21 protein-coding genes and 1 tRNA gene are annotated in these 20,486 nt (G+C 72.8%); 8 read left to right on the forward strand and 14 right to left on the reverse strand.

What is annotated here, in order from left to right:
- Positions 1 to 273: 273 nt before the first annotated feature.
- Together K377_RS23300 and K377_RS23305 are read left to right on the forward strand one after the other, a co-directional pair.
- Positions 274 to 906: a response regulator transcription factor gene (locus K377_RS23300; protein WP_111665414.1), complete on the forward strand. Its 633-nt coding sequence runs from the start codon at positions 274 to 276 to the stop codon at positions 904 to 906.
- A gap of 42 nt (positions 907 to 948) precedes the next feature.
- Positions 949 to 1,449 carry a hypothetical protein gene (locus K377_RS23305; protein ID WP_111665415.1) on the forward strand — a complete coding sequence of 167 codons (501 nt, stop codon included), beginning with the start codon at positions 949 to 951 and terminating at the stop codon, positions 1,447 to 1,449.
- Positions 1,450 to 1,462: 13 nt separating this feature from the next.
- On the opposite strand, the gene K377_RS23310 is transcribed toward K377_RS23305, so the two are convergent.
- Positions 1,463 to 2,140, reverse strand: coding sequence for a pentapeptide repeat-containing protein (locus K377_RS23310; protein WP_111665416.1), 678 nt, complete (start codon positions 2,138 to 2,140; stop codon positions 1,463 to 1,465).
- A gap of 120 nt (positions 2,141 to 2,260) precedes the next feature.
- Between K377_RS23310 and K377_RS23315 the strand changes: the two genes are divergently transcribed.
- Positions 2,261 to 3,268, forward strand: a complete 1,008-nt coding sequence (locus tag K377_RS23315) for a zinc-binding dehydrogenase (protein WP_111665417.1) — start codon at positions 2,261 to 2,263, stop codon at positions 3,266 to 3,268.
- 3 nt (positions 3,269 to 3,271) lie between these two features.
- On the opposite strand, the gene K377_RS23320 is transcribed toward K377_RS23315, so the two are convergent.
- Together K377_RS23320 and K377_RS23325 are read right to left on the reverse strand one after the other, a co-directional pair.
- A complete protein-coding gene (locus tag K377_RS23320; RefSeq protein ID WP_111665418.1) occupies positions 3,272 to 3,742 on the reverse strand; it encodes a GNAT family N-acetyltransferase in 471 nt (156 codons plus the stop codon).
- A gap of 187 nt (positions 3,743 to 3,929) precedes the next feature.
- Positions 3,930 to 4,823, reverse strand: a complete 894-nt coding sequence (locus K377_RS23325; protein ID WP_111665536.1) for an aminoglycoside phosphotransferase family protein — start codon at positions 4,821 to 4,823, stop codon at positions 3,930 to 3,932.
- Positions 4,824 to 4,856: 33 nt separating this feature from the next.
- On the opposite strand from K377_RS23325, the gene K377_RS23330 reads away from it, so the two are divergent.
- On the forward strand, positions 4,857 to 5,537 hold the full coding sequence (locus K377_RS23330; protein ID WP_111665419.1) for a rhomboid-like protein: 681 nt from the start codon (positions 4,857 to 4,859) through the stop codon (positions 5,535 to 5,537).
- A 46-nt stretch (positions 5,538 to 5,583) separates the two neighbouring features.
- Entirely contained in the window at positions 5,584 to 7,002 is a 1,419-nt protein-coding gene (locus K377_RS23335; protein WP_111665420.1) for an FAD-binding oxidoreductase, read from the forward strand.
- 19 nt (positions 7,003 to 7,021) lie between these two features.
- Here the strand turns inward: K377_RS23335 and K377_RS23340 are convergent, their stop codons facing one another.
- From K377_RS23340 to K377_RS23350, 3 genes are all read right to left on the reverse strand, one after another.
- Complete coding sequence (locus K377_RS23340) at positions 7,022 to 7,237, reverse strand: hypothetical protein (protein ID WP_111665421.1); 216 nt, start codon at positions 7,235 to 7,237, stop codon at positions 7,022 to 7,024.
- A gap of 45 nt (positions 7,238 to 7,282) precedes the next feature.
- A complete protein-coding gene (locus tag K377_RS23345) occupies positions 7,283 to 7,564 on the reverse strand; it encodes a DUF2500 family protein (protein WP_111665422.1) in 282 nt (93 codons plus the stop codon).
- Positions 7,565 to 7,660: 96 nt separating this feature from the next.
- Positions 7,661 to 7,734 (reverse strand) — tRNA-Thr (locus tag K377_RS23350).
- A 215-nt stretch (positions 7,735 to 7,949) separates the two neighbouring features.
- Here K377_RS23350 and K377_RS23355 point away from each other — a divergent pair.
- From K377_RS23355 to K377_RS23365, 3 genes are all read left to right on the forward strand, one after another.
- Positions 7,950 to 9,086: an ABC transporter ATP-binding protein gene (locus K377_RS23355; RefSeq protein ID WP_111665423.1), complete on the forward strand. Its 1,137-nt coding sequence runs from the start codon at positions 7,950 to 7,952 to the stop codon at positions 9,084 to 9,086.
- A 200-nt stretch (positions 9,087 to 9,286) separates the two neighbouring features.
- Positions 9,287 to 9,745, forward strand: coding sequence for a hypothetical protein (locus K377_RS23360; protein WP_111665424.1), 459 nt, complete (start codon positions 9,287 to 9,289; stop codon positions 9,743 to 9,745).
- Positions 9,746 to 9,810: 65 nt separating this feature from the next.
- Positions 9,811 to 10,566 (forward strand): nucleotidyltransferase family protein, encoded by a 756-nt coding sequence (locus K377_RS23365; RefSeq protein WP_111665425.1) that lies wholly within the window; start codon positions 9,811 to 9,813, stop codon positions 10,564 to 10,566.
- 106 nt (positions 10,567 to 10,672) lie between these two features.
- On the opposite strand, the gene K377_RS23370 is transcribed toward K377_RS23365, so the two are convergent.
- The 8 genes from K377_RS23370 to K377_RS23405 form a co-directional block, all read right to left on the reverse strand.
- Positions 10,673 to 12,286 carry a DoxX family protein gene (locus K377_RS23370; RefSeq protein ID WP_202455305.1) on the reverse strand — a complete coding sequence of 538 codons (1,614 nt, stop codon included), beginning with the start codon at positions 12,284 to 12,286 and terminating at the stop codon, positions 10,673 to 10,675.
- A 172-nt stretch (positions 12,287 to 12,458) separates the two neighbouring features.
- Positions 12,459 to 13,409: a 23S rRNA (guanosine(2251)-2'-O)-methyltransferase RlmB gene (rlmB, locus tag K377_RS23375; protein ID WP_111665427.1), complete on the reverse strand. Its 951-nt coding sequence runs from the start codon at positions 13,407 to 13,409 to the stop codon at positions 12,459 to 12,461.
- Between the two features lie 87 nt (positions 13,410 to 13,496).
- On the reverse strand, positions 13,497 to 14,897 hold the full coding sequence (gene cysS, locus K377_RS23380; protein WP_111665428.1) for a cysteine--tRNA ligase: 1,401 nt from the start codon (positions 14,895 to 14,897) through the stop codon (positions 13,497 to 13,499).
- Positions 14,898 to 15,000: 103 nt separating this feature from the next.
- Entirely contained in the window at positions 15,001 to 15,405 is a 405-nt protein-coding gene (locus K377_RS23385; RefSeq protein WP_111665429.1) for a PPOX class F420-dependent oxidoreductase, read from the reverse strand.
- A 4-nt stretch (positions 15,406 to 15,409) separates the two neighbouring features.
- A complete protein-coding gene (locus tag K377_RS23390; protein ID WP_111665537.1) occupies positions 15,410 to 16,633 on the reverse strand; it encodes an MFS transporter in 1,224 nt (407 codons plus the stop codon).
- Positions 16,634 to 16,686: 53 nt separating this feature from the next.
- Complete coding sequence (locus tag K377_RS23395; RefSeq protein WP_258395105.1) at positions 16,687 to 18,450, reverse strand: ABC transporter permease subunit; 1,764 nt, start codon at positions 18,448 to 18,450, stop codon at positions 16,687 to 16,689.
- Positions 18,447 to 19,910, reverse strand: a complete 1,464-nt coding sequence (locus tag K377_RS23400; protein ID WP_111665430.1) for an ABC transporter substrate-binding protein — start codon at positions 19,908 to 19,910, stop codon at positions 18,447 to 18,449. The genes K377_RS23395 and K377_RS23400 overlap by 4 nt, the downstream gene beginning before the upstream one ends.
- Positions 19,910 to 20,467, reverse strand: a complete 558-nt coding sequence (locus K377_RS23405) for a GNAT family N-acetyltransferase (RefSeq protein WP_111665431.1) — start codon at positions 20,465 to 20,467, stop codon at positions 19,910 to 19,912. The genes K377_RS23400 and K377_RS23405 overlap by 1 nt, the downstream gene beginning before the upstream one ends.
- Between the last annotated feature and the right edge of the window lie 19 nt (positions 20,468 to 20,486).

Below are 20,486 nucleotides of genomic sequence, written 5' to 3' on the forward strand. Positions count from 1 at the left end.
GCGCACTTCGTGCGCGATCTCATCAACAGAGGCGCGCCACCGCTGCCTCATCAGGAGAGGCGCGCCACCGGCTGCGTCCGTCGGGAGGCGCGCGAAGCGCAGCCTCAAGGGGAGGCTGCGCGCAGCGCATGCCTCAGGGGCGCGGGGAACTGCGCGAGAAGCGGCCACCGGCCCGCAGCCGGCGACGAGACCGATGCTTTCAGGGGCGCGGGGAACTGCGCGACCAGCCACGGCGAGAGCCGCAGACGACCACTCACCTCAAGGAGCCCCCACATGACACCCCCGGTCCGACTCCTGCTCTGCGACGATCACGTGGTCGTCAGAGCGGGCCTCCTGGCCCTGCTCGACAGCGCCGAGAACATCGAGGTGATCGGCGAGGCGGGCACCGGTGAAGAAGCCATCGCGCTGACGGCGAAACTCCACCCCGACGTCGTCCTGATGGACCTCCAGCTGGGCCCGGGCATCGACGGAGTGGAAACCACCCGCCGCCTCACCACAGGCCCGGCCCCCACCCCGCACGTCCTGGTCCTGACCACCTACGACACCGACGCCGACATCACCCGCGCCATCGAGGCCGGCGCCACCGGCTACCTCCTCAAGGCCGAGCGCCCCGAAGAACTCTTCGCGGCGATCCACGCGGCGGCCCAGGGCCGGACGGCCCTGTCGGCGCCGGTGGCGTCCCGCGTGATGGCGAACATGCGCAAACCCCGCCCCACCCTCACCGACCGCGAACGCGACATCCTCGCCCAGCTCGCCCACGGCCTGGGCAACCGGGAGATCGCCAAGGCCCTGTTCATCAGCGAGGCCACGGTCAAGACGCACCTGGGCCGGATCTACGACAAGCTCGGCGTCGACACCCGCGCGGGCGCCGTGGCGGTGGCGAAGGAGCAGCGCCTCCTGCCCTGACCGGCGCCCGCCGGGCCCCGCCCGGCATGACACCATCGACCCGTGCTCGACATCGGCTACGCCCTCTCCCGCCGCTTCCCGGACCCCCCGCAGACGGACTACCGCCGCGCGGACGTCCACGCGCTGCGCCACGACCTGTTCTGCGGCGACGTGTACCTGGCCGACACCAAGGCCGACCGGGAACTGTCCACAGCCTGGGGATGGGTGCCGGTCCTGGACTTCGCGTGGGCGCTGTGCGACATCGTCGAGCAGCTCGACAAGGACCCGCGCGGCAGCCGCTCGGCGACCCCGCAGTACGCGGAACTGGACTTCACCGAGTCCACCGACCGGATGCTCTTCGAGCGCCGCTTCGGCTGGGTCGACATCGAGGCCGACTGGATGGACGGCGCCGAGCCCCCGCTGACCTTCTCCCACTCCGCCCTGCGCCGCGAGGCCCGCGACTTCCTGCACGACCTGATCGCCGACCTCACCGACATGCACGAGGACCTGGCGGACAACCCCGCGATCTGGGATCTCCAGGCCCGCTTCCCGCGCCTGCCGTAGCCGCCCGCCGCCCTCAGATCACCCGCACCCCCAGCTGCGCCGCGAACGCCCCGGCCAGATCGAACAGCTGCCCGTGCGAGATCACGGCTCCGCCCAGCCGGTCGACCCCGCGCGCGATGCCCAGCTCGGCCGCGTCGCGCAGGTCGACGTCGGCCAGCGTCACGCCCGTCAGATCCGCGCCCTTCAGCACGCACCCGGGGAACTCCACCCGCTCCAGGCGCGCTCCCCCGAAGTCCGGCTCCACCAGCACGCATCCGTCGAAGACGACGTCCTTCAGCTTCGCCTTGCGCAGGTTCAGGTAGTCGATCTTGCCGCCGCGGATCACCACCCGCTCCAGAACGGACCCGTGCAACTGCACGCCGCCGAGCCGCGCGTCGACCACCTCGACGTCCCGCAGCGTCGCCTCCGACAGATCGGTGCCGACGCCTCTGATCCCGGTCAGCGTCGAGTCGATCATCCGGGCCCGCGCGAGCCCCGTCTCGTCGAAGGCGCACCCCTCCACCGCGCAGTCCATGAACCGCGCCCCGATCCCCTCCTGCCCGGCGAGGTCCACGTCCCGGAACTCCACGCCGTCGTAGTCCCCGTCCGGCTCCAGGCCCGCGCCCTGCCACGGCACGAGCGGAGGCAGCCGCACCTCCGGCCGTCGCGCCCTCTTCACCTTCGCCGCCGCACCACGCCGTTCCGTCGCCATGCCCCCATGCTGCACTCCCCCACTGACAACGGGACGGCGGCCTTGACCTCAACAGAACTTGAGGTCGAAGACTGGCCGCCCGGCACCGCAGAACGCGGCCGCCCACCCACGGGAGCGCCCATGCACGCCATCCGCCTGCACGCCTTCGGCCCGGCCGAGCACCTCACGTACGAGAAGACCGAGGACCCGGAACCGGGCCCCGGCCAGGTCCGCATCGCGGTCGAGGCCGCCGGTGTGCACCTGCTCGACACCGCCCTCCGGCAGGGCGTCCGGGGCCCGGCCCCCGAACTCCCCGCGCTGCCCACGGTCCCGGGCCGCGAGGTGGCCGGCACGGTCGGGGCGCTCGGCGCGGACACCGACCCCGCCTGGCTCGGCAAGCGGGTCGTCGCCCACCTGGGCATGGTCCCCGGCGGTTACGCCGAACTCGCCGTCACCGACGCGGCCCGCCTGCACGAGATCCCGGCCGGGCTCGACGCGGCACGGGCGGTGGCCCTGATCGGCACCGGCCGCACCGCCCTGGGCATCCTCGGGTTCACCACCGTCACCCCGGACACCGTCGCCCTGGTCCCCGCGGCGGCGGGCGGCGTCGGCACGCTCCTCGTGCAGTACGTGAAGCACGCGGGCGGCACCGTCGTCGGCCTTGCCGGTGGCCCGGCGAAGACCGGCCTCGTCGCGGCGAACGGCGCGGACCTCGCCGTCGACTACACCGATCCCGGCTGGCCCGCCCGCGTACGGGAGTTCCTGGGCGAGCGGCGGGTCACGGTCCTCTTCGACGGGGTCGGCGGCGCCACCACGGCCGCCGCGCTCGACCTGCTCGGCCCCGGCGCGCAGCACCTGATCTTCGGCTGGTCCGCCCAAGGGCTGGACGACACCGCGGTTCCGGTCCTCCTCGACGAGGCGGACCGGAACCGGCGCGGCATCACCCAGGTGCGGACGGTCGGCCCCGAGATGATGCGGCGGGCGGGCGGCGCCAACCCGATGCGCACCCTGGAACTCGCCGCCCTCGACCTGGGGGCCCGCTCCGTCCTGGCCCCGGCCGTCAGCCGTTTCCCGCTGTCCGAGGCCGCCGCGGCCCACCGCGCCCTGGAATCCCGGGGTACGACGGGCAAGGTGGTCCTGGAACCGTGAGCGTCAGCCGCCGAGCCCGGCCAGCGCCTCGTCGGTCAGCCGGTAGACCGTCCACTCGTCCTGCGGCCGCGCGCCGAGCGCACGGTAGAAGTCGATCGAGGGCTGGTTCCAGTTGAGCACCGACCACTCCAGACGCTCGTACCCGCGCTGGACGCAGATCCGCGCGAGTTCGGTGAGCAGCGCCTTTCCGTGACCGCCACCACGGGCCTCCGGCCGGACGTACAGATCTTCGAGGTAAATCCCGTGAACTCCACGCCAGGTGGAGAAATTCAGGAACCACAACGCGAACCCGACCACCTCCCCACCGGCGTCCTCGGCCACGTGCGCGAAGGCCGCCGGCCGCTCCCCGAACAACGCTTCCCGCAACTGCTCCTCACTGGCCCGCGCTTCGTCGGGCACCTTCTCGTAGGCGGCGAGTTCGCGAATCATCGCGTGAATGACGGAGATGTCGTCGGCCCTTGCTGTACGGATCATCAGGGCAGATTACGTCGTTCGTCCGCGGCTCTCGTCGTGGCTGGTCGCGCAGTTCCCCGCGCCCCTGAGGCAGGCGCTTCGCGCCGCCTCCCCTGGACGAGCGGAGCTCGTTTCAGGGGCGCGGGGAACTGCGCGACCAGCCACAACGAGACCAGCGGACGACCACTCACCGCCCCCCAAACCCCCGTCACCGCCCCAACAACCGCCCCGCGATCTCCAGGTCATCGGCCCCGAGCGCCCGTCCGTCCGCGACATCCCACAACGCGTTCTGCACCACCCGCCCCAGCGTCCACCCCCGAGCCCGCTCCCGGTCGAGCCCCAAGGCGTCCGTCATCGCATCGAACCGCCACAGGACCTCACCGGCCTCGAAGCGGTTGTCCAGCGCGGGCCACAGATCGAACCCCGGATCACCGGCGAGCGGCTTCGGGTCGATGGCGACCCAGGGCTCGCGCCCGTCGACCGGCGCGAGCACGTTCTCGAAGTGCAGGTCCCAGTGCAGCAGCCGGTCCCCGCACCCGTCATCGGCAACCTCCCGCAGCGCCGCCGCACAGTCCGCCACGATCCCCCGCCGCACCGGATCCCCGATCCGCACAAGCGCCCCCGGCACCTCAAAGAGCATCCCCGCCGCGATGTCGGAGAGCCGCCGCATCCCGTCCGGCGCGGGCCCGGCCGTGAGGCGTGCCAGCAGCCCGGCGATGACGGTCACGGCCTCCCGGGAGTCCTCCACGACGCTCAACATCCGCCCGGCGTCGAGCCGTTCGAGCAGCATCGTGCCCGTACCGGGATCGTGGTCGAGCAGCCGGACGGCCCCGTCCCCGCCCCACACGCGCAGCGCGACCGGCTCCCCTGCCGTCTCCTCGTCGAGGACCTGGAACTTCGCCACGGCCGGCACCCCGTCGGCCCGCCGCACCACCGGCAGCACCAGCGCCGCCATCCCGTGCATGGCGGGCCCGTCCACCCGCAGCCCCCACCGCTCGACGAACTCCTCCACCCGCCCGGGCAGCGCCGCGACGAACGCCCGCCCGGCCTCCCCCGCGTGGGCGTACTGCGACTGCACCAACCCGTCCGGAATGTCGATCACCCGCCCGACCCTACCGACGTGCCTGAATCGACCATGCACCCTTTTCCGCGCCGGGCCGGGCACGCCGTACGGGACTGGCTCCGCAGCGCCCCCGGCACCTACGTCTGGCTGGCGATCCTGCTGGTCACGACGATCGTCATGCGCCAGATGGCGCCGGCCACCCTCGACGCGTTCCTCGGCGCCCGCTCCACCAACATCCACGCCCTGTCGACGCACCCCTTCCGTGTCCTCGTGCAGAGCGCGCTGTGGATCGACGGCAGCGGCTGGCTCCCGTACGCGGTGCTCTACACGCTCTTCCACGCCCCCGCCGAACGCTGGCTCGGCACCGGCCGCTGGCTGCTCGTGCTCGCCACCGCGCACATCGGGGCCACCTACATCGGCGAGGGCGCCCTGCTGTGGGCGATCCGGCACGGTCACGCCCCCGTATCGATGGTGAACACCCTGGATGTGGGGGTGAGTTACGCGCTGGCGGGCGTCGTCGCCGTCCTCACGTACCGTTTCGCGCGCCCCTGGCGGTACCTGTACGCGGCCGGGGTCCTCGTCTTCTACGGCGCTCCGCTGATCAGCGGCCGCACCTTCACCGACCTGGGACACTTCTCCTCGGTCCTGATCGGCCTGGCCTGCTTCCCGCTCACCCGCGACCGCCCCGGCACCGAATGGAACCCGGTGGACGTCCTGCGCCGGGCCCGGTCGGGCCGCCGAACCAGCTCCTGAGACAGCCCTGGGCAGCCGTCCCCCGCGTGCGATAGCGTCCCGCCGCATGAGCAGCGTGAACAGCGGGAACGGCGGAACCACAGCCAACGGCGGCATATCGTTCTGGTACGCGGACGACGGCATCCCCGACGGCCGCGAGCCCCTGTCCGGCGACGCGAGCGCCGATGTCGTGATCGTCGGCGGCGGCTACACGGGGCTGTGGACGGCGTACTACCTGAAGAAGGCCGCGCCCTTCCTGCGCATCACGGTCCTGGAGCAGAAGTTCTGCGGCTACGGCGCCTCCGGCCGCAACGGCGGCTGGCTCTACAACGGCATCGCGGGCCGGGACCGCTACGCCAAGCTGCACGGCCACGAGGCGGCGGTCCGGCTCCAGCACGCGATGAACGAGACGGTCACCGAGGTCGTCGACACCGCACGCGCCGAGTCCATCGACGCGGACATCCACCACGGCGGCGTACTCGAAGTCGCCTACACCCCGGCGCAGTTGTCCCGGCTGAAGGCGTTCCACGAGGCCGAGCTGACGTACGGCGAGAAGGACCGCACGCTGCACGGCGCCCGGGAGACGGCGGAGCGGATCCGGGTCGCGGGCGCGGTCGGCTCCACCTGGACCCCGCACGGCGCACGCCTGCACCCGGTGAAGCTGGTCAAGGGGCTGGCGCGGGCCGTCGAGGCGCTCGGCGTCACCATCCACGAGTCGACGCCGGTCACCGAGATCAAGCCCAAGCACGCCATCACGCCGTACGGCACCGTGCGCGCCCCGTACGTGCTGCGCTGCACGGAGGGCTTCACGGCCTCGCTCAAGGGCCAGCGCCGCACCTGGCTGCCCATGAACTCCTCGATGATCGCCACGGAGCCGCTCTCGGCGGAGCAGTGGGAGTCGATCGGCTGGGCGGGCCGCGAGACGCTCGGCGACATGGCGCACGCCTACATGTACGCGCAGCGCACCGCCGACGACCGGATCGCGCTCGGCGGCCGCGGCTACCCGTACCGCTACGGCTCGAAGACGGACAACGACGGCCGCACCCAGCCGCAGACCGTCGAGGCCCTGACCGAGATCCTGCACCGCTTCTTCCCGCAGCTCGCCGGGGTCCGCGTCGACCACGCCTGGTCCGGCGTCCTCGGCGTCCCGCGCGACTGGTGCGCCACGGTCACCCTGGACCGCTCCACGGGCCTGGGCTGGGCCGGCGGCTACGTCGGCTCGGGCGTCGCCACCGCCAACCTGGCGGCCCGCACCCTGCGCGACCTGGTCCAGCAGGACTCGGGCCAGGCGGGCGCCACCGAGCTGACCACGCTGCCCTGGGTCAACCACAAGGTCCGCAAGTGGGAGCCGGAGCCCTTCCGCTGGCTGGGTGTGCACGGCATGTACGCCACGTACTACGCGGCCGACCGCCGCGAGCTGACCACGAACACCGGGGACTCGTCACGCCTGGCGAAGATCGCGGACCGGGTGGCGGGCCGCCACTGACCGCTTTCGCTCCGGGGCGTCAGCCCTTGGGCCCGCCCCGGAGCGAAGGCGGCATGTTGTGCACGGTCGCCGCGCTGTACGTGGTCCGGTCGGCGCTCGCCTGCATCCGCCTTGCCTGCTCGATCCGCAGCCCGTCGGCATTCTCGGTGTGCCCGCCCGAGCGGCTCAGCAGCTTGAAGATCAGCGCGCAGACCAGCAGCGCCAGCACGGCGAACAGAATGATGATCGAGGCCATCGACTCCCCCTGAGTCCAGAACGCCCGCGCCCGTCGGCGGGACTGCTAGCGGGTGGTGCACTTGGGGTACTTCGACCCCTCGACGCAGTCGCGGTAGTCGCTGCTGCTGACGTCGACCTCTTCCTGGTCGCCGCTCTTCGTGCGGACCTGGAGTTCGTACTCCGTGTGGCAGCTTCGGGTCCGCTTCTTGCTCTTCTTCTTCGTCGAGCACTCGCGGTCGGTGTTCTTGCTGACCACCGTGCCGCTGACGGACTTCGAGCTGCTGCAGGCGGTCAGCGGCGCGGCGAGCACGACGACGGTGGCCAGGACTGCGAGAACGCGCTTCATGTGATCTCCCCCGAGAGCAGCGTGCGAAAACGGAACCCGGAACGGGAAGGCGGGCCACGGCCGACAGCCGCGGCCCGCCTCCTCCGCTCGGTACCGAGCCCCCTGTCGGATTCGAACCGACGACCTTCGCTTTACAAGAGCGGCGCTCTGACCAGCTGAGCTAAGGAGGCAGCCCGAGCAGTGTAACCAAAGCGGGAGCCGTCGCTGTCGAAAATTTCGACGAATCTCACAGGTGCCGGACTACTGACAGATCCGGCATCCGCCGGGTACGGTCCGATCAGTTCACCCGTGTGGACTACACCTCTCCGGGACCGCCCGGCGGGGATCACCTTCTTTACAACGGATCGTCCGGCACGTTCCTGCCGGTGAAGGGGGCTTCACAGCCATGGCTTCTGTCACGTTCGACAAGGCGACCCGCGTCTACCCGGGTTCCACCAAGCCCGCGGTCGACGGCCTGGAGATCGAGATCGAGGACGGCGAGTTCCTCGTCCTCGTCGGTCCCTCCGGCTGCGGAAAGTCGACCTCCCTGCGCATGCTCGCGGGTCTCGAGGACGTCAACGGCGGAGCGATCCGCATCGGTGACCGCGACGTCACGCACCTGCCGCCGAAGGACCGGGACATCGCCATGGTGTTCCAGAACTACGCGCTCTACCCGCACATGTCCGTCGCCGACAACATGGGTTTCGCGCTCAAGATCGCCGGCGTGAACAAGGCGGAGATCCGGCAGAAGGTCGAGGAGGCCGCGAAGATCCTCGACCTCACCGAGTACCTGGACCGCAAGCCGAAGGCCCTCTCCGGCGGTCAGCGCCAGCGTGTCGCGATGGGCCGCGCCATCGTGCGTGAGCCGCAGGTCTTCCTCATGGACGAGCCGCTGTCGAACCTCGACGCCAAGCTCCGTGTGTCGACCCGTACGCAGATCGCGTCGCTCCAGCGCCGCCTCGGCATCACCACCGTCTACGTCACCCACGACCAGGTCGAGGCCATGACGATGGGCGACCGTGTGGCGGTCCTCAAGGACGGTCTGCTCCAGCAGGTCGACTCGCCGCGCAACATGTACGACCGCCCGGCCAACCTCTTCGTCGCCGGCTTCATCGGCTCCCCGGCCATGAACCTGGTCGAGGTCCCGATCACCGACGGCGGCGTGAAGTTCGGCAACTCGGTCGTCCCGGTCAACCGCGAGGCCCTCAAGGCCGCCGCCGACAAGGGCGACACCACGGTCACCGTCGGTGTCCGCCCCGAGCACTTCGACATCGTCGAGCACGGTGGCGAGGCCGCGAAGACCCTCACCAAGGACGCCAGCGACGCCCCGGCCGGCCTGGCCGTCTCCGTGAACGTCGTCGAGGAGCTCGGCGCCGACGGTTACGTCTACGGTGCCGCGCAGGTCGGCGGGGAGCACAAGGACCTCGTCGTCCGCGTCAACGGCCGCCAGGTGCCCGAGAAGGGCGCCCAGCTGCACGTCGTGCCCCGTCCGGGCGAGACCCACGTGTTCTCGACCTCCACGGGCGAGCGCCTCACCGACTGATCGCGCAGAAGTCCACGGAAGGGCCCCGCACTTCGGTGCGGGGCCCTTCCGCGCGTTCGGCCACGTTGTCGACAAATACCCCGGCAACTCGGACATTTCACCACCGTGCGTCAACACCTCATCATCAAAACCAAGTTGCGTGTCCCTCGGTCGAGTGACTAAATGTCGCCAAATCATCACCTACCGCTACGCTCACTCGCGTGACGCACTCTGCTACCTACACCCAGAAGCCGCGCCGCGCCCGGGGCCGGGGCCCCGCCCGCCGCGCCGCCCGCACGCTCGCGTTCGTCCTGCCGGTGATGCTGGTGCTCTCCGGAACCCTCGCGGTCACCCGAGTCAACTGGTCGGGAGGCTCTTCGGACTCCGTCCTCACAGCTTCCTCACAGGACGTGTCAGCGCGCGCCAAGTCGCGCGCCCCCCAGGACGTCCTGCGCGACCGTCTTCTGGTCGAGCTGCAGGAGAAGGACCCGGGGACGGCACTCACCCACCTCCAGCAGGAGATCGACCAGCGGCCCTCGCTCGCCAAGTACTGCATGTCGATCGCGAAGTCCCTGGGACGGGCCGCCGTTCAGGCCTACGGCCCGGCGCGCGCCCAGTCGTACGCCCGGCCGGTCTGCGACACCTCGTTCGCCACCGGCGTGGCCGGCTTCCGGGCCTGACGGACGGCTGACCACCGCCACGTTCCCCGTCACTCCGCGGGCCGTGCGCACGTAGGGTTCCGGTCATGACGACCGCTGAACCCGCCGCGCACGGCCCGCACTCGTATCCGCACCGGCCCACGCAGGCCGTCGTCCTGGCGGGCGGCCAGGGCTCGCGGCTGCGCCCGTACACCGACGACCGCCCCAAGCCGATGGTGGAGATCCCGGGCACGGGCACGCCGATCATCGGCCACCAGCTGACCTGGCTCGCCGAGGAGGGCGTCACGGACGCCGTCGTCTCCTGCGGCCATCTCGCCGAGGTCCTGGAGGAGTGGCTGACGGGGGCCGATCTGCCGCTGCGCGTCACGACGGTCGTCGAAACGGAGCCGCTCGGCCGCGGCGGCGGCCTGAAGTACGCGGCCGCGCACCTGCCCCACCCCGACCGCCCCTGGTACGCGACGAACGGCGACATCTGGACCCGGTTCTCGCTGCGCGAGATGGCCGACTTCCACCACGAGCGGGAGGCCACCGCGACCCTCGCGCTGGCCCGGCCGCGCATCCCGTGGGGCGCCGTCGAGACCAACGCGTTCGGCCACATCACCGACTTCATCGAGGCCCCGCCGTCCCCGTACCTGATCAACGCGGGCGTCTACGTCTTCTCCCCCGAGTTCGCCTCGCTGCTGCCCACCACGGGCGACCACGAGCGCACCACGTTCCCGCGCCTGGCCCGCGCCAAGCGCCTCGCGGGCTTCCCGATCCCGCAGGGCGCGTACTGGCGGGCGATCGACACGGCGAAGGACCTCACCGAGGCCGCGAAGGAGTTGGCCGCACAGGGCCGCTGAGCGCCTTTCCCGCGCCCTCCCACGCCTTCCCACGCCTTCCTACGTCGATGGGGCCCCGCACGATGTACGTGCGGGGCCCCATCGGCGTACCGGGCGGGAGAGACGGTCAGCCGAGCAGGCCGCCCACGAGCTTGCTGCCGCCCGAGGAGTCGGAACCGCCGCCGCCACCGTCGCCGCCGCTGGAGGACGAGCCGCCGTCCGTCGTACCGCCGCCGGTCGTGCCGCCGCCACCGCTGGTGGGCGCGCCGCCGGTGCTGCTCGGCGGCTGCTGCGGGGTCGTCTGCTGCGGCGGGGCCTGGCCCGCCGTGGCGCCCTGCGTCGGCGTGCTGGTCGTGCCGCTGGCGCTGCCGCTCTCTCGGGCGGCGCCGGGCGAACCGGTCGGGCTCGACGTGGTGCCCTGCGTCGGCGCGTTGGAGGCCGACGGGCTCGACGAGCGGCGCTCCTGCTGCTTCGTGCTGCCGGGCTCCGAGGGGAGCGGGGAGCCGGGCAGCTGGTTGTGCGGGGCGTCGCCGGGGCCCGGGGCGGTGACCCGGTCGGCGTCGCGCACGGCGCCGCCGAGCAGGGAGCCGATCAGCAGGGTGAGGCCGATGACGACCGTCGCGACGACCGTGCCGCGGCGCAGGACGTAGCGGCGCAGCTCGCCGAGCGTGGAGCGCGGGCCGAGCCGCCGCCAGGCACGCGAGGCGAGGTGTCCGTCGATGGAGTAGACCGGGGCGCCGGCGATGATCAGCGGCGACCATGCGGCCAGATAGATGATGTCCGGCGCGTCGTAGGCCGGGACGGTCTTCCAGCTGACGGTGACGAGGATCGCGGCGGAGAGCAGCACGCCGATGGCGGCGGCGAGCCGCTGCCAGAGTCCGAGCACCGTCAGCACGCCGACGATGACCTGGAAGAAGGCGATCGCGAGTCCGGCGCCGACCGGGTGCTGGAGCGCCCAGTCGCGCAGCGGCTCGGCGAGCGCCCACGGGTGCAGCGAATTGAGCCACTTGACCATGGAGCCGCGCTCGCCGCCGTCGAAGTAGACGGGGTCGCAGAGCTTGCCCATGCCCGCGTAGATGGAGATGAAGCCGAGGAAGACGCGGAGCGGGAGCAGCACCACGCCGAGGTTCATCCGGCGGCCGGGGTAGTAGGCGTGCCGGACGGGCCCGTAGCGGCGGGCGGCGGTGCTCTCGGTGTCGCTCTCGTCACCGTCGTCGGCGTCGAACTCGTCGCCTCGGTAACGGACTTGGTCGAGCTCGCCGGAGTCCTCGAAGGCGCTGCCGGACTGCCGCATCTGGGGCAGGATCCGGGCGCCGGGCTCGACGACGGGTGTTTCCTGGGTCGGGTCGCCCTCGTAGAGGTCGTCGACGTCGATGCGCGGGATGACCTGCGTGGCACCGCCCGCGTCCGGCTCACCGGGGCGTCGCGCGCCGGTCAGCAGGCCGTCGGCGGCGAAGGCGCCGCCGCTCATGACGACCGGGCGTCGCCGGGCCGCCGGCGTACCGGCGGCGGTGATCACGGGAATGCGCGCGGTCGCCGCGTCGACGGCGGACAAGTGGCGGGCGATGCGCGGGAGTTGCGTCTTCTGCGCCGTGGGGAGCTGCACGCGGAAACTAGCGTGGTTGACGATGACCTGCGCCGGGTCGCACGGAACCTTCACCATGCTCAGCGCGGGGCCTTCGTCGAATCCCGACGAGCGGTCCCCCGAGGGTGTGCGGGGCGTTCTGGTGTCCACACTCATCTAACCGAGTGATGTGTGTTTAGGACACTGCCTTGACCACGCCAAAATGTCCGGGCCCCGTCAAGGTCATCTCCCCGCGCCCCTGAGCGAGCGGAGCTCGCTTCAGGGGCGCGGGGAACTGCGCGACCGGCCACGACGAAAGCCGCAACCCGACGACGAGACCCGAAGAAGATCAGGCCCGGCGCCGAGCCGCCTCGTACAGGACGACGCCCGCCGCGACACCGGCGTTCAACGACTCCGTGCCACCCGGCATGGGAATGCGGACGCGGAAGTCGCAGGTCTCCCCGACCAGCCGGGAAAGGCCCTTGCCCTCGCTGCCGACCACGACGACGACCGGCCCCTCGAGCGCGGCGAGGTCGCCCACGGTGTGCTCCCCGTCGGCGGCGAGCCCGACGATGGCGAGGCCCGCCTTCTTGTACTGCTCCAGGGTGCGGGTCAGATTGGTGGCCCGGGCCACAGGCGTACGCGCGGCGGCACCGGCGGACGTCTTCCAGGCCCCGGCGGTCATCCCGGCGGCCCGCCGCTCGGGCACGACGACCCCGTGCCCGCCGAAGGCCGAGACGGAGCGGACGACGGCACCGAGGTTGCGCGGGTCCGTCACCCCGTCGAGGGCGACGATCAGCGGGTCCTCGCCGTCGTCGAAGGCAGCGGCGACGAGGTCCTCCGGGTGCGCGTACTCGTACGGCGGCACCTGGAGCACGAGCCCCTGGTGGTTCAGCCCGTTGGTCATCCGGTCCAGCTCGGGCCGCGGCGCCTCCATCAGGTGGATGCCACCGCGCTCACCGGCGAGCTGCAACGCCTCGCGGACCCGCTCGTCGTTGTCGATGAACTGCTGGACGTAGAGCGTGCTCGCGGGCACGCCCTCGCGCAGCGCCTCGACGACCGGGTTGCGGCCGACGACCATCTCGGAGGTCGCCTTGCCGCGCGGGCCACCGGTGCGGCTCTGCGGACGGCCCTGGGCGCGCTTGGCCTGGGCCGTCGCGATGCGGTTCTTCTTGTGCTTCTTGCGCATCTCGGCGGGCGGGGTCGGGCCCTTGCCCTCGAGACCCTTGCGTCGCTGGCCGCCACTGCCGACCTGCGCGCCCTTCTTGCCGGACATGCGGCGGTTGTTGTTGACGGCCATGACCTACCTGTTCTCTTACGTCAACGAATATCTGTACGTATATGAAGTGTGCCGCCCGAGCGCTCGGGCGGCACATTCACGGGAGCCTCAGCGCGGACCGAGCGTCCAGCGCGGGCCCTGCGGGCTGTCCTCGATGACGAGCCCGGACTGGCCGAGCCGGTCGCGGATGGCGTCGGCGGTGGCCCAGTCCTTGCGGCCGCGGGCGGCCTCGCGCTGGTCGAGCACCAGCCGTACGAGGCTGTCGACGACGCCGTGGAGGTCCTCGCCCTGGCCCTGCTCACCGGCCCACTGCTCGTCCAGCGGGTCGAGGCCGAGGACGCCGAGCATGGCCCGCACCTCGGCGAGCCGGGCGACGGCGGTCTCCTTGTCGTCGGCGGCGAGCGCGGAGTTCCCCTGCCGGACGGCGGTGTGCACGATGGCCAGCGCCTGCGGCACGCCGAGGTCGTCGTCCATCGCCTCGGCGAAGGCGGGCGGCACCTCGTCGGCCGGGGCGACCGTGCCGCCGGCCAGCTCGGTGACGCGCTGCACGAAGCCCTCGATGCGCGCGAACGCGGACTCGGCCTCGCGCAGCGCCTCCTCGCTGTACTCGATGGTCGAGCGGTAGTGCGGGGTGCCCAGGTAGTACCGGAGCACGATCGGCCGCCAGTGCTTGACCATCTCGGAGACGAGGACGCTGTTGCCCAGCGACTTCGACATCTTCTCGCCGGCCATGGTGACCCAGTAGTTGTGCACCCAGTACCGCGCGAAGTCGTCGCCGTAGGCCTTGGCCTGCGCGATCTCGTTCTCGTGGTGCGGGAAGACCAGGTCGAGGCCGCCGCCGTGGATGTCGAAGGCGGAGCCGAGGTACTTGTGGGCCATCGCCGAGCACTCCAGGTGCCAGCCCGGACGGCCGCGGCCCCACGGCGTCTCCCAGCTGGGCTCACCCGGCTTGGTCGCCTTCCACATGGCGAAGTCGCGCGGGTCGCGCTTGCCGGTGACACCCTCCTCGGGCGGCTGGCGCAGCCCGTCGAGCTCCTGGTTCGACAGCTCCAGGTAGCCGGGGAAGGAGCGCACGTCGAAGTACACGTTCCCGTCGGCCTCGTAGGCGTGCCCGCGCTCGATGAGCCCGCGCATCATCTCGATCATCTCGGGGACGTGACCGGTGGCGCGCGGCTCGTACGTCGGCGGCAGGCAGCCGAGCGCGGCGTAGGCGTCGTTGAACGCCCGCTCGTTCTCGTACCCGATCGACCACCACGGCCGGTTCTGCTCGGCCGACTTCTTGATGATCTTGTCGTCGATGTCCGTCACGTTGCGGATGAACGTGACGTCGTAACCGCGGTACGCGAACCAGCGGCGCATGATGTCGAAGTTGAGCCCCGACCTGATGTGCCCGATGTGCGGGGCGGCCTGCACGGTCGCACCACAGAGGTAGATCGAGACGCAGCCCGGCGTGAGCGGGATGAAGTCACGGATCTGCCGGGCGCTGGTGTCGTACAGGCGAATAGTCACGCCTCCAGGGTAGTAGGCCGCGGGGGGTGCCGTGCCCCGTAAGGGGTGCGGGGAACTGCGCGCTGGGACGCAGTCCCCCAAAAGAGGCGAACCCCCACCGGCCTCAGACCCGCCCGACGACCTTCCGGGCCCGGACCCGCACCACGACCCGCTCCGCGTCGTCGGCGGACGACGGGTTGAACTCCGCGTACTTCTTCCCGGTGTACTTCACCGACAGCTCGTCGATGAGTTCCTGGCCGCCCTCGGTGGTGATGTCGACGGTGCCGCGGATCTCGGCGTAGGCGTACGGGTTGTCGGCGGGCTGCACGAGGACCGTGATCCGCGGGTCGCGCCGCAGGTTCTTCTCCTTGCGGCGGCCGACCGTCGTGGAGAACAGCACGTCGTCGCCGTCGCGCTTGGCCCACACCGGGGAGACCTGCGGGCTCCCGTCGGGCTGGATGGTGGCGACGCCGATGAAGACCTTGCTGTCGAGCAGTGCCTTGAGCTCGTCGGAGAGCTGGGCGGACATGGCTTCACTCCTTCTCGTATGACTGCGAACGCGTACCCGATCCTGCGGCAACACACCGGGCGGGCCCGGTATTTCGGCCGGGTGTCACCCACCGGGCGAGCCCCGCCGAGGCCAGCGGCACGGCCGCGAGGGCGGACCACAGCACGGGCGCGGGCAGCGTGAGCAGGGCGCCCGTCGCGGCGCTCCCGCCGAGCACGGCGAGCCCGGCGACGGAGGACAGCGCGCCGGTGGCCAGGCCCAGATGACGGGCGTCGACGAGATCGGGTACGAGCCCGCGCGCGGCCGGCACCAGCAGCATCTGGCCGCAGGTGAGCAGCACGACGAGGACGCCGAGCGGCAGCAGCTCGTACCCCGGGCCCGGCAGCCGCCCGGCCGTCGCGGCCACCGTCGCGAACCCGGCGGCCACCAGGAGGAGGCCCGCCGTCAGCGCGGTGCGCGGCGCGAGCCGCCCCGCCGACCAGCGGGTCACCGGCAGCTGGACGAAGACGACGAGCAGCGACGACAGCGCGAACAGCGGCCCGACCGCGTCCTGCGAACCGGTCGTGCGGACGGCCTCGGCGGGCAGTGCGAGGTAGAGCTGGTTGTACGCGATGAGGTAGCCGCTGTACGCGAGGCACAGGGCGAGGAAGCGCGGCCGGGCGAGGACGGCGGCGGCGCCGGTGAGACCGCGGGCGGGGACCCGGGCGCGGCGCGGCATGAAGCGGGCGTGCCCGGCGAGGACGCCGACGAAGACCAGCGCGCCCGCGACGCAGGCCGCGCGGAACCCCGCGAACAGCAGGGCCGTGCCGAGCAGCGGCCCGAGGAAGGCGCCCGCCTGCCCGGCCGCCGAGAAGACGCCGAGGACCTGGGCGCGCGGGATGCCGGTGGCCGCTTCGTGGCGGACGGCCTCGCGGGCCGTCTCCGACTCGACGGCCGGGGAGAACAGCGCGGCGGCGAACCCGACGAGGAGCACCGCCGCGACGACGGTGGCCGTGCTGTCGGCGAACCCGAGCCAGAGGAATCCCGCGATGCGCAGGGCGCAGCCGGTCAGGACCACCGGGCGCGGGCCGTAGCGGTCGGTGAGGGCGCCGCCGACGACGAAGAGGCCCTGCTGGCTGAAGGTGCGCAGGCCGAGGACGAGGCCGGCGGCCCAGCCGGCCAGGCCGAGGGTGCCGGTGAGGTGGGTGGCCAGGTAGGGGAGCACCGCGTAGAAGCCGATGTTGAAGGCGAGTTGGGTTGCGGTGAGCATCCGCAGGTAGGGCGGGAGTTGTCGGATGCGGAGTTTGTCGGTGCGGGCCTGATTCACGGCCCACTCGCCGTGGGAGCTTCTGCATGCGGGCGACTACTGCGCCGTCGTGGTTGCTCGCGCAGTTCCCCGCGCCCCTTCAGGGCGACCAGGGCACCGACGCAGGCCAGCGCCGTCGCCGGGGCCAGGACCGCCCAGGGGGCCCGTTCCGCGTACGGGAGGTTTTCCATCAGGAGGCGGCCCCACTCGGGGGTGGGGGGCTGGGTGCCGAGGCCGAGGAAGCTCAGGGAGGCGAGGGCGAGGGTGGTGGGGGCCAGGCGGAGGGCCGCGTGGCGGGTGACCGGGGCGAGGACGCCGGGCAGGACGTGGCGGCGCAGGATGTGGGCGCGGCCCGCGCCCACGGAGACGGCGGCCTCGACATGGCCGGAGGCCCGTTCCGTCTCGGCCAGGGCCGCGGTGTGCGCGGCCAGCGGCGCCCAGCCGACGGCGGCGACGGCGACGGCCGCGCCGGTCTGGCCCGCTCCGAACAGGCCGGTGACCAGGAGCCCGGCGAGGATCGCGGGCAGCGCGTTGGCGACCTCGGTCGGGCCCTTGGCCCAGCGGGTGAGGCCGAGCGCGATGCCGACGGCCCAGCAGGCGGCGCACACGGCGGCGGCCGTGGCGAGGGTGCGCAGCGCGCCGTGCCCGAGCCGGGCCAGGACATCGCGGCCGAGCGCGTCGGTGCCGAAGGGGTGGGCGCCCGACGGCGGGGCGAGGCGGGCGGTCAGCTCGACCTGGAGGGGGTCGCGGGTCAGGCCCCAGACGATGACGGCGAGCAGGGCGACCCCGAGGACGAGCGCCGCGTACGTGGCCGAGCGGCGGCCCGCGCGGACCGGGACGGCTCCGGGCAGCGCGCCCGCGCGCAGGGCGGGGCCGAGGAGCCGGCGCCGGACGAGTTCGACGGCGACGGCCGCGACGACGCCGAGGGCGAGCAGGGCGAGGAGGCAGCCCTGGAGCAGCGGCAGATCGAGGTCGAGCGCGGCGGCGACGGCGGTGCCGCCGAGGCCGGGGATGGCGAACACCGCTTCGACGGCGGCCGCCGCCCCGGTCAGGCCGACCACGGTGAGCCCCGCCTGCGGCAGCACGGCGGGCAGCGCGCGCCGCACGGCGTGCCCGGCGATGCGCGAGCGCGGCATGCCGTTCGCGCGGGCGGTGCGTACCCAGGATTCGGCGAACGCGGTGGGCAGCGCGTCCTGCGCGAGCCGTCCGAGGACCGCGCCCGCGGGCAGCCCGAGGGCGAGCGCGGGCAGCACGGCGGAGGCGGGCGAGGCCCAGCCCTGCGCGGGGAACCAGCCGAACCGGACGGCGAACAGCGTCGCGAGGACGGAGGCCAGCAGGAACTCGGGAAGGGCGGCGAGCACCCCGGCGACCACCCCGTTCGGCGCCTCGGCCCGGCCGCGGCGCAGGGCGGGCAGACAGACCGCCGCCGCGACGAGGGCGGCGACCACCATCGCGTACGCCATGAGCGACACGGACACCCAGAACCCGGCGGCGACGTCCGCGCCGACGTCGGCGCCCGTCACCCAGGACGTGCCGAGGTCCCCGTGCGCGAGGCCGCGCAGCCACTGCCCGAGGAAGGTGAAGGGGCCGTCGCCGAGGCCGAGCTGGTCTCGTACCTCGGCGAGCTGCTTCGGTGTCGTGGGCGCGTCCCCGTACCGCGCGTGCAGCACGGTCAGGGCCGGGTCGGTGCGGGTCAGCCAGGGCAGCAGCGCGGTGAGCGCGAGCAGCCCGCCCACGGCGGCCACCCGCCCCGCGGCCACCTTGAGGCTCGTAGGGATCACGCGCGTGTCTCCAGGCCGATGAACTGCCGCTCGTAGGGGTCGAGGACGACACCGCGCACCCCGGCGCCGACGCCCTGGAGGTGTTCCTCGTGGACGATCGGCACGACGGCGTCGGTGCGCAGGACGGCGGCCTCGGCGGTGAGCACGGCGCGGTGGCGGGCGGTGCCCTCGCGGCCCGCCGCGTCGCGCACGGCCGCGTCCACGCGGGCGTCGCGCAGCTGCGAGATGTTGAAGCTGCCGCCGCTGGTGAAGTCGGAGGCGAGGTACGAGACCGGGTCGCCGGTGTCGAGCGCGGTCGACCGGGACATCAGGAACGCGTCGTAGTCGCCGGCCAGTGCCCCGGCCTCCAGGCGCGCGTAGTCCTTGACGACGAGCCGCACGCCGAACCCGGCCCCCTTCAGCTGCTGCGCGAGCGCGGCGGCGGCCTCGGGCAGCTCGGCGCGGTTGGTGTACGTGGCGAGGGTGAGCGTGCGCCCACGCGGCGCCGTGGCCGCGGCCCGCCCGGTGACCGGGAGTTGCTTGCCGTCGGCCCAGGCGAACCCGGGGCCGAGCAGCCCGTCGGCGCGCTCGGCGTATCCCTCGTAGACGCTGCTCGCGAGGGCGCTGGTGTCGACGCCCGCGCGGACGGCGGCCCGCAGTCCGGGGTCTGCGAGGGGGCCCTCGCGGGTGTTCAGGTACAAGGTCGTGGTGCGCACGGTGGCGACCCGCCGGGCCCGGTCGCCGAGGACGAGCGCCTGGGCGGCGGGCACGAACTCGGCGACCTCGATCTGGCCCGAACGCAGCGCGTTGGCGCGGGCGTTGTTGTCGGCGACGAAGGTGACGTCGAGGCCGCGGGCGGCGGCCCGGCCGCGCCAGTGCCCGTCGAACCGGTCGAGCGTCGCGGACACCGCCCCGTTCACCTTCGTCAGGGCGAACGGTCCGGTGGCGGTCCCGACGGGGTCCACGCTCCCGCCCGTGCCGTACGCGGCGGGCGAGAAGACGGCGAGAGAGGGGTTGGCGAGGCGCGCGGGCAGCAGCGGATCGGCGTCCCCGGACGTGATCCGCACGGTCCGCTCCCCCACCGCCTCGGAGGTCAGCTTCACGTCGCTGAGCACGCGCGGGGTCACCTTCGCCCGCCCGGCGGCCGTCAGGGACCGCACGACGGCGGCAGCGGTGACGTCCCGGCCGTCCTGGAAACGCGCGGCGCGCAGGGTGAACTCCCAGGTGGTGGCGGTGGTACGGGTCCACTTCGCGGCCAGCGCCGGATGGATCACGCCGTCGGCGTCCATCCGGGTGAGCCCGTCGACGACCGCGAGCCGGCTCAGCAGCAGCCCGTCGTCGCCGTACGGGGAGAACCGCTGGGTCGGCGCGAAGGCCAGGTCGACGCCGAGCCGGCCGCCGCGCGCGGTGCCGGTGAAGGAGCCGCAGGCGCTGGTGAGACCGAGCCCGGCCGCCGCGAGCAGAAAACCACGGCGGCGCATCAGCCGACGGGCACGGGCACGGCGGCGGGCAGCGGCAGTTCGAAGTGGACGATGCCCTGTCCGCCGCCGGGCAGCTCGCGCTCGTCGCAGACCTCGCTCGCGAGCGCCCGCCAGAACGGTTCGGCGCCGGTCACGGCCGGGTCGGTGTGCAGGTAGATCGCGTCGTAGCCGCCGACGCCCGCGACGAAGGCGGTCAGCTCCCGCACCAGGGCGCGGGCGAGCCCGTGGCGCCGGTGCTCGGGGCGGACGTAGATGCGGCACAGCTGGGCGGTGGAGCCGGACGGGAAGCGGTCGGCGACCCACTGCGGGTTGGGCGGGGCGGCCGGACCGCGGTCCCGCACCCCGCCCGTGGCGACGATCTCGCCGCTGGGCACGTGCTCGACGACGAGCAGCGTGCGGCGCTCCGGGCGCAGGTAGTGGGCGGCCGGGTCGATGATGTCGGCGTGCCAGCGCGGCACGTAACCCGACTTCAGGTCGCGGTACACGGTGTCCAGCATGACGGCCCGGGCACCGTCCACATCGCCGTCACCGGCCACGCGGATCACGTAGTCGCCCATTGCCTGCCTTCACCTGTCC

It is taken from the genome of Streptomyces sp. PsTaAH-137, assembly GCF_003259365.1.
GTDB lineage: Bacteria > Actinomycetota > Actinomycetes > Streptomycetales > Streptomycetaceae > Streptomyces.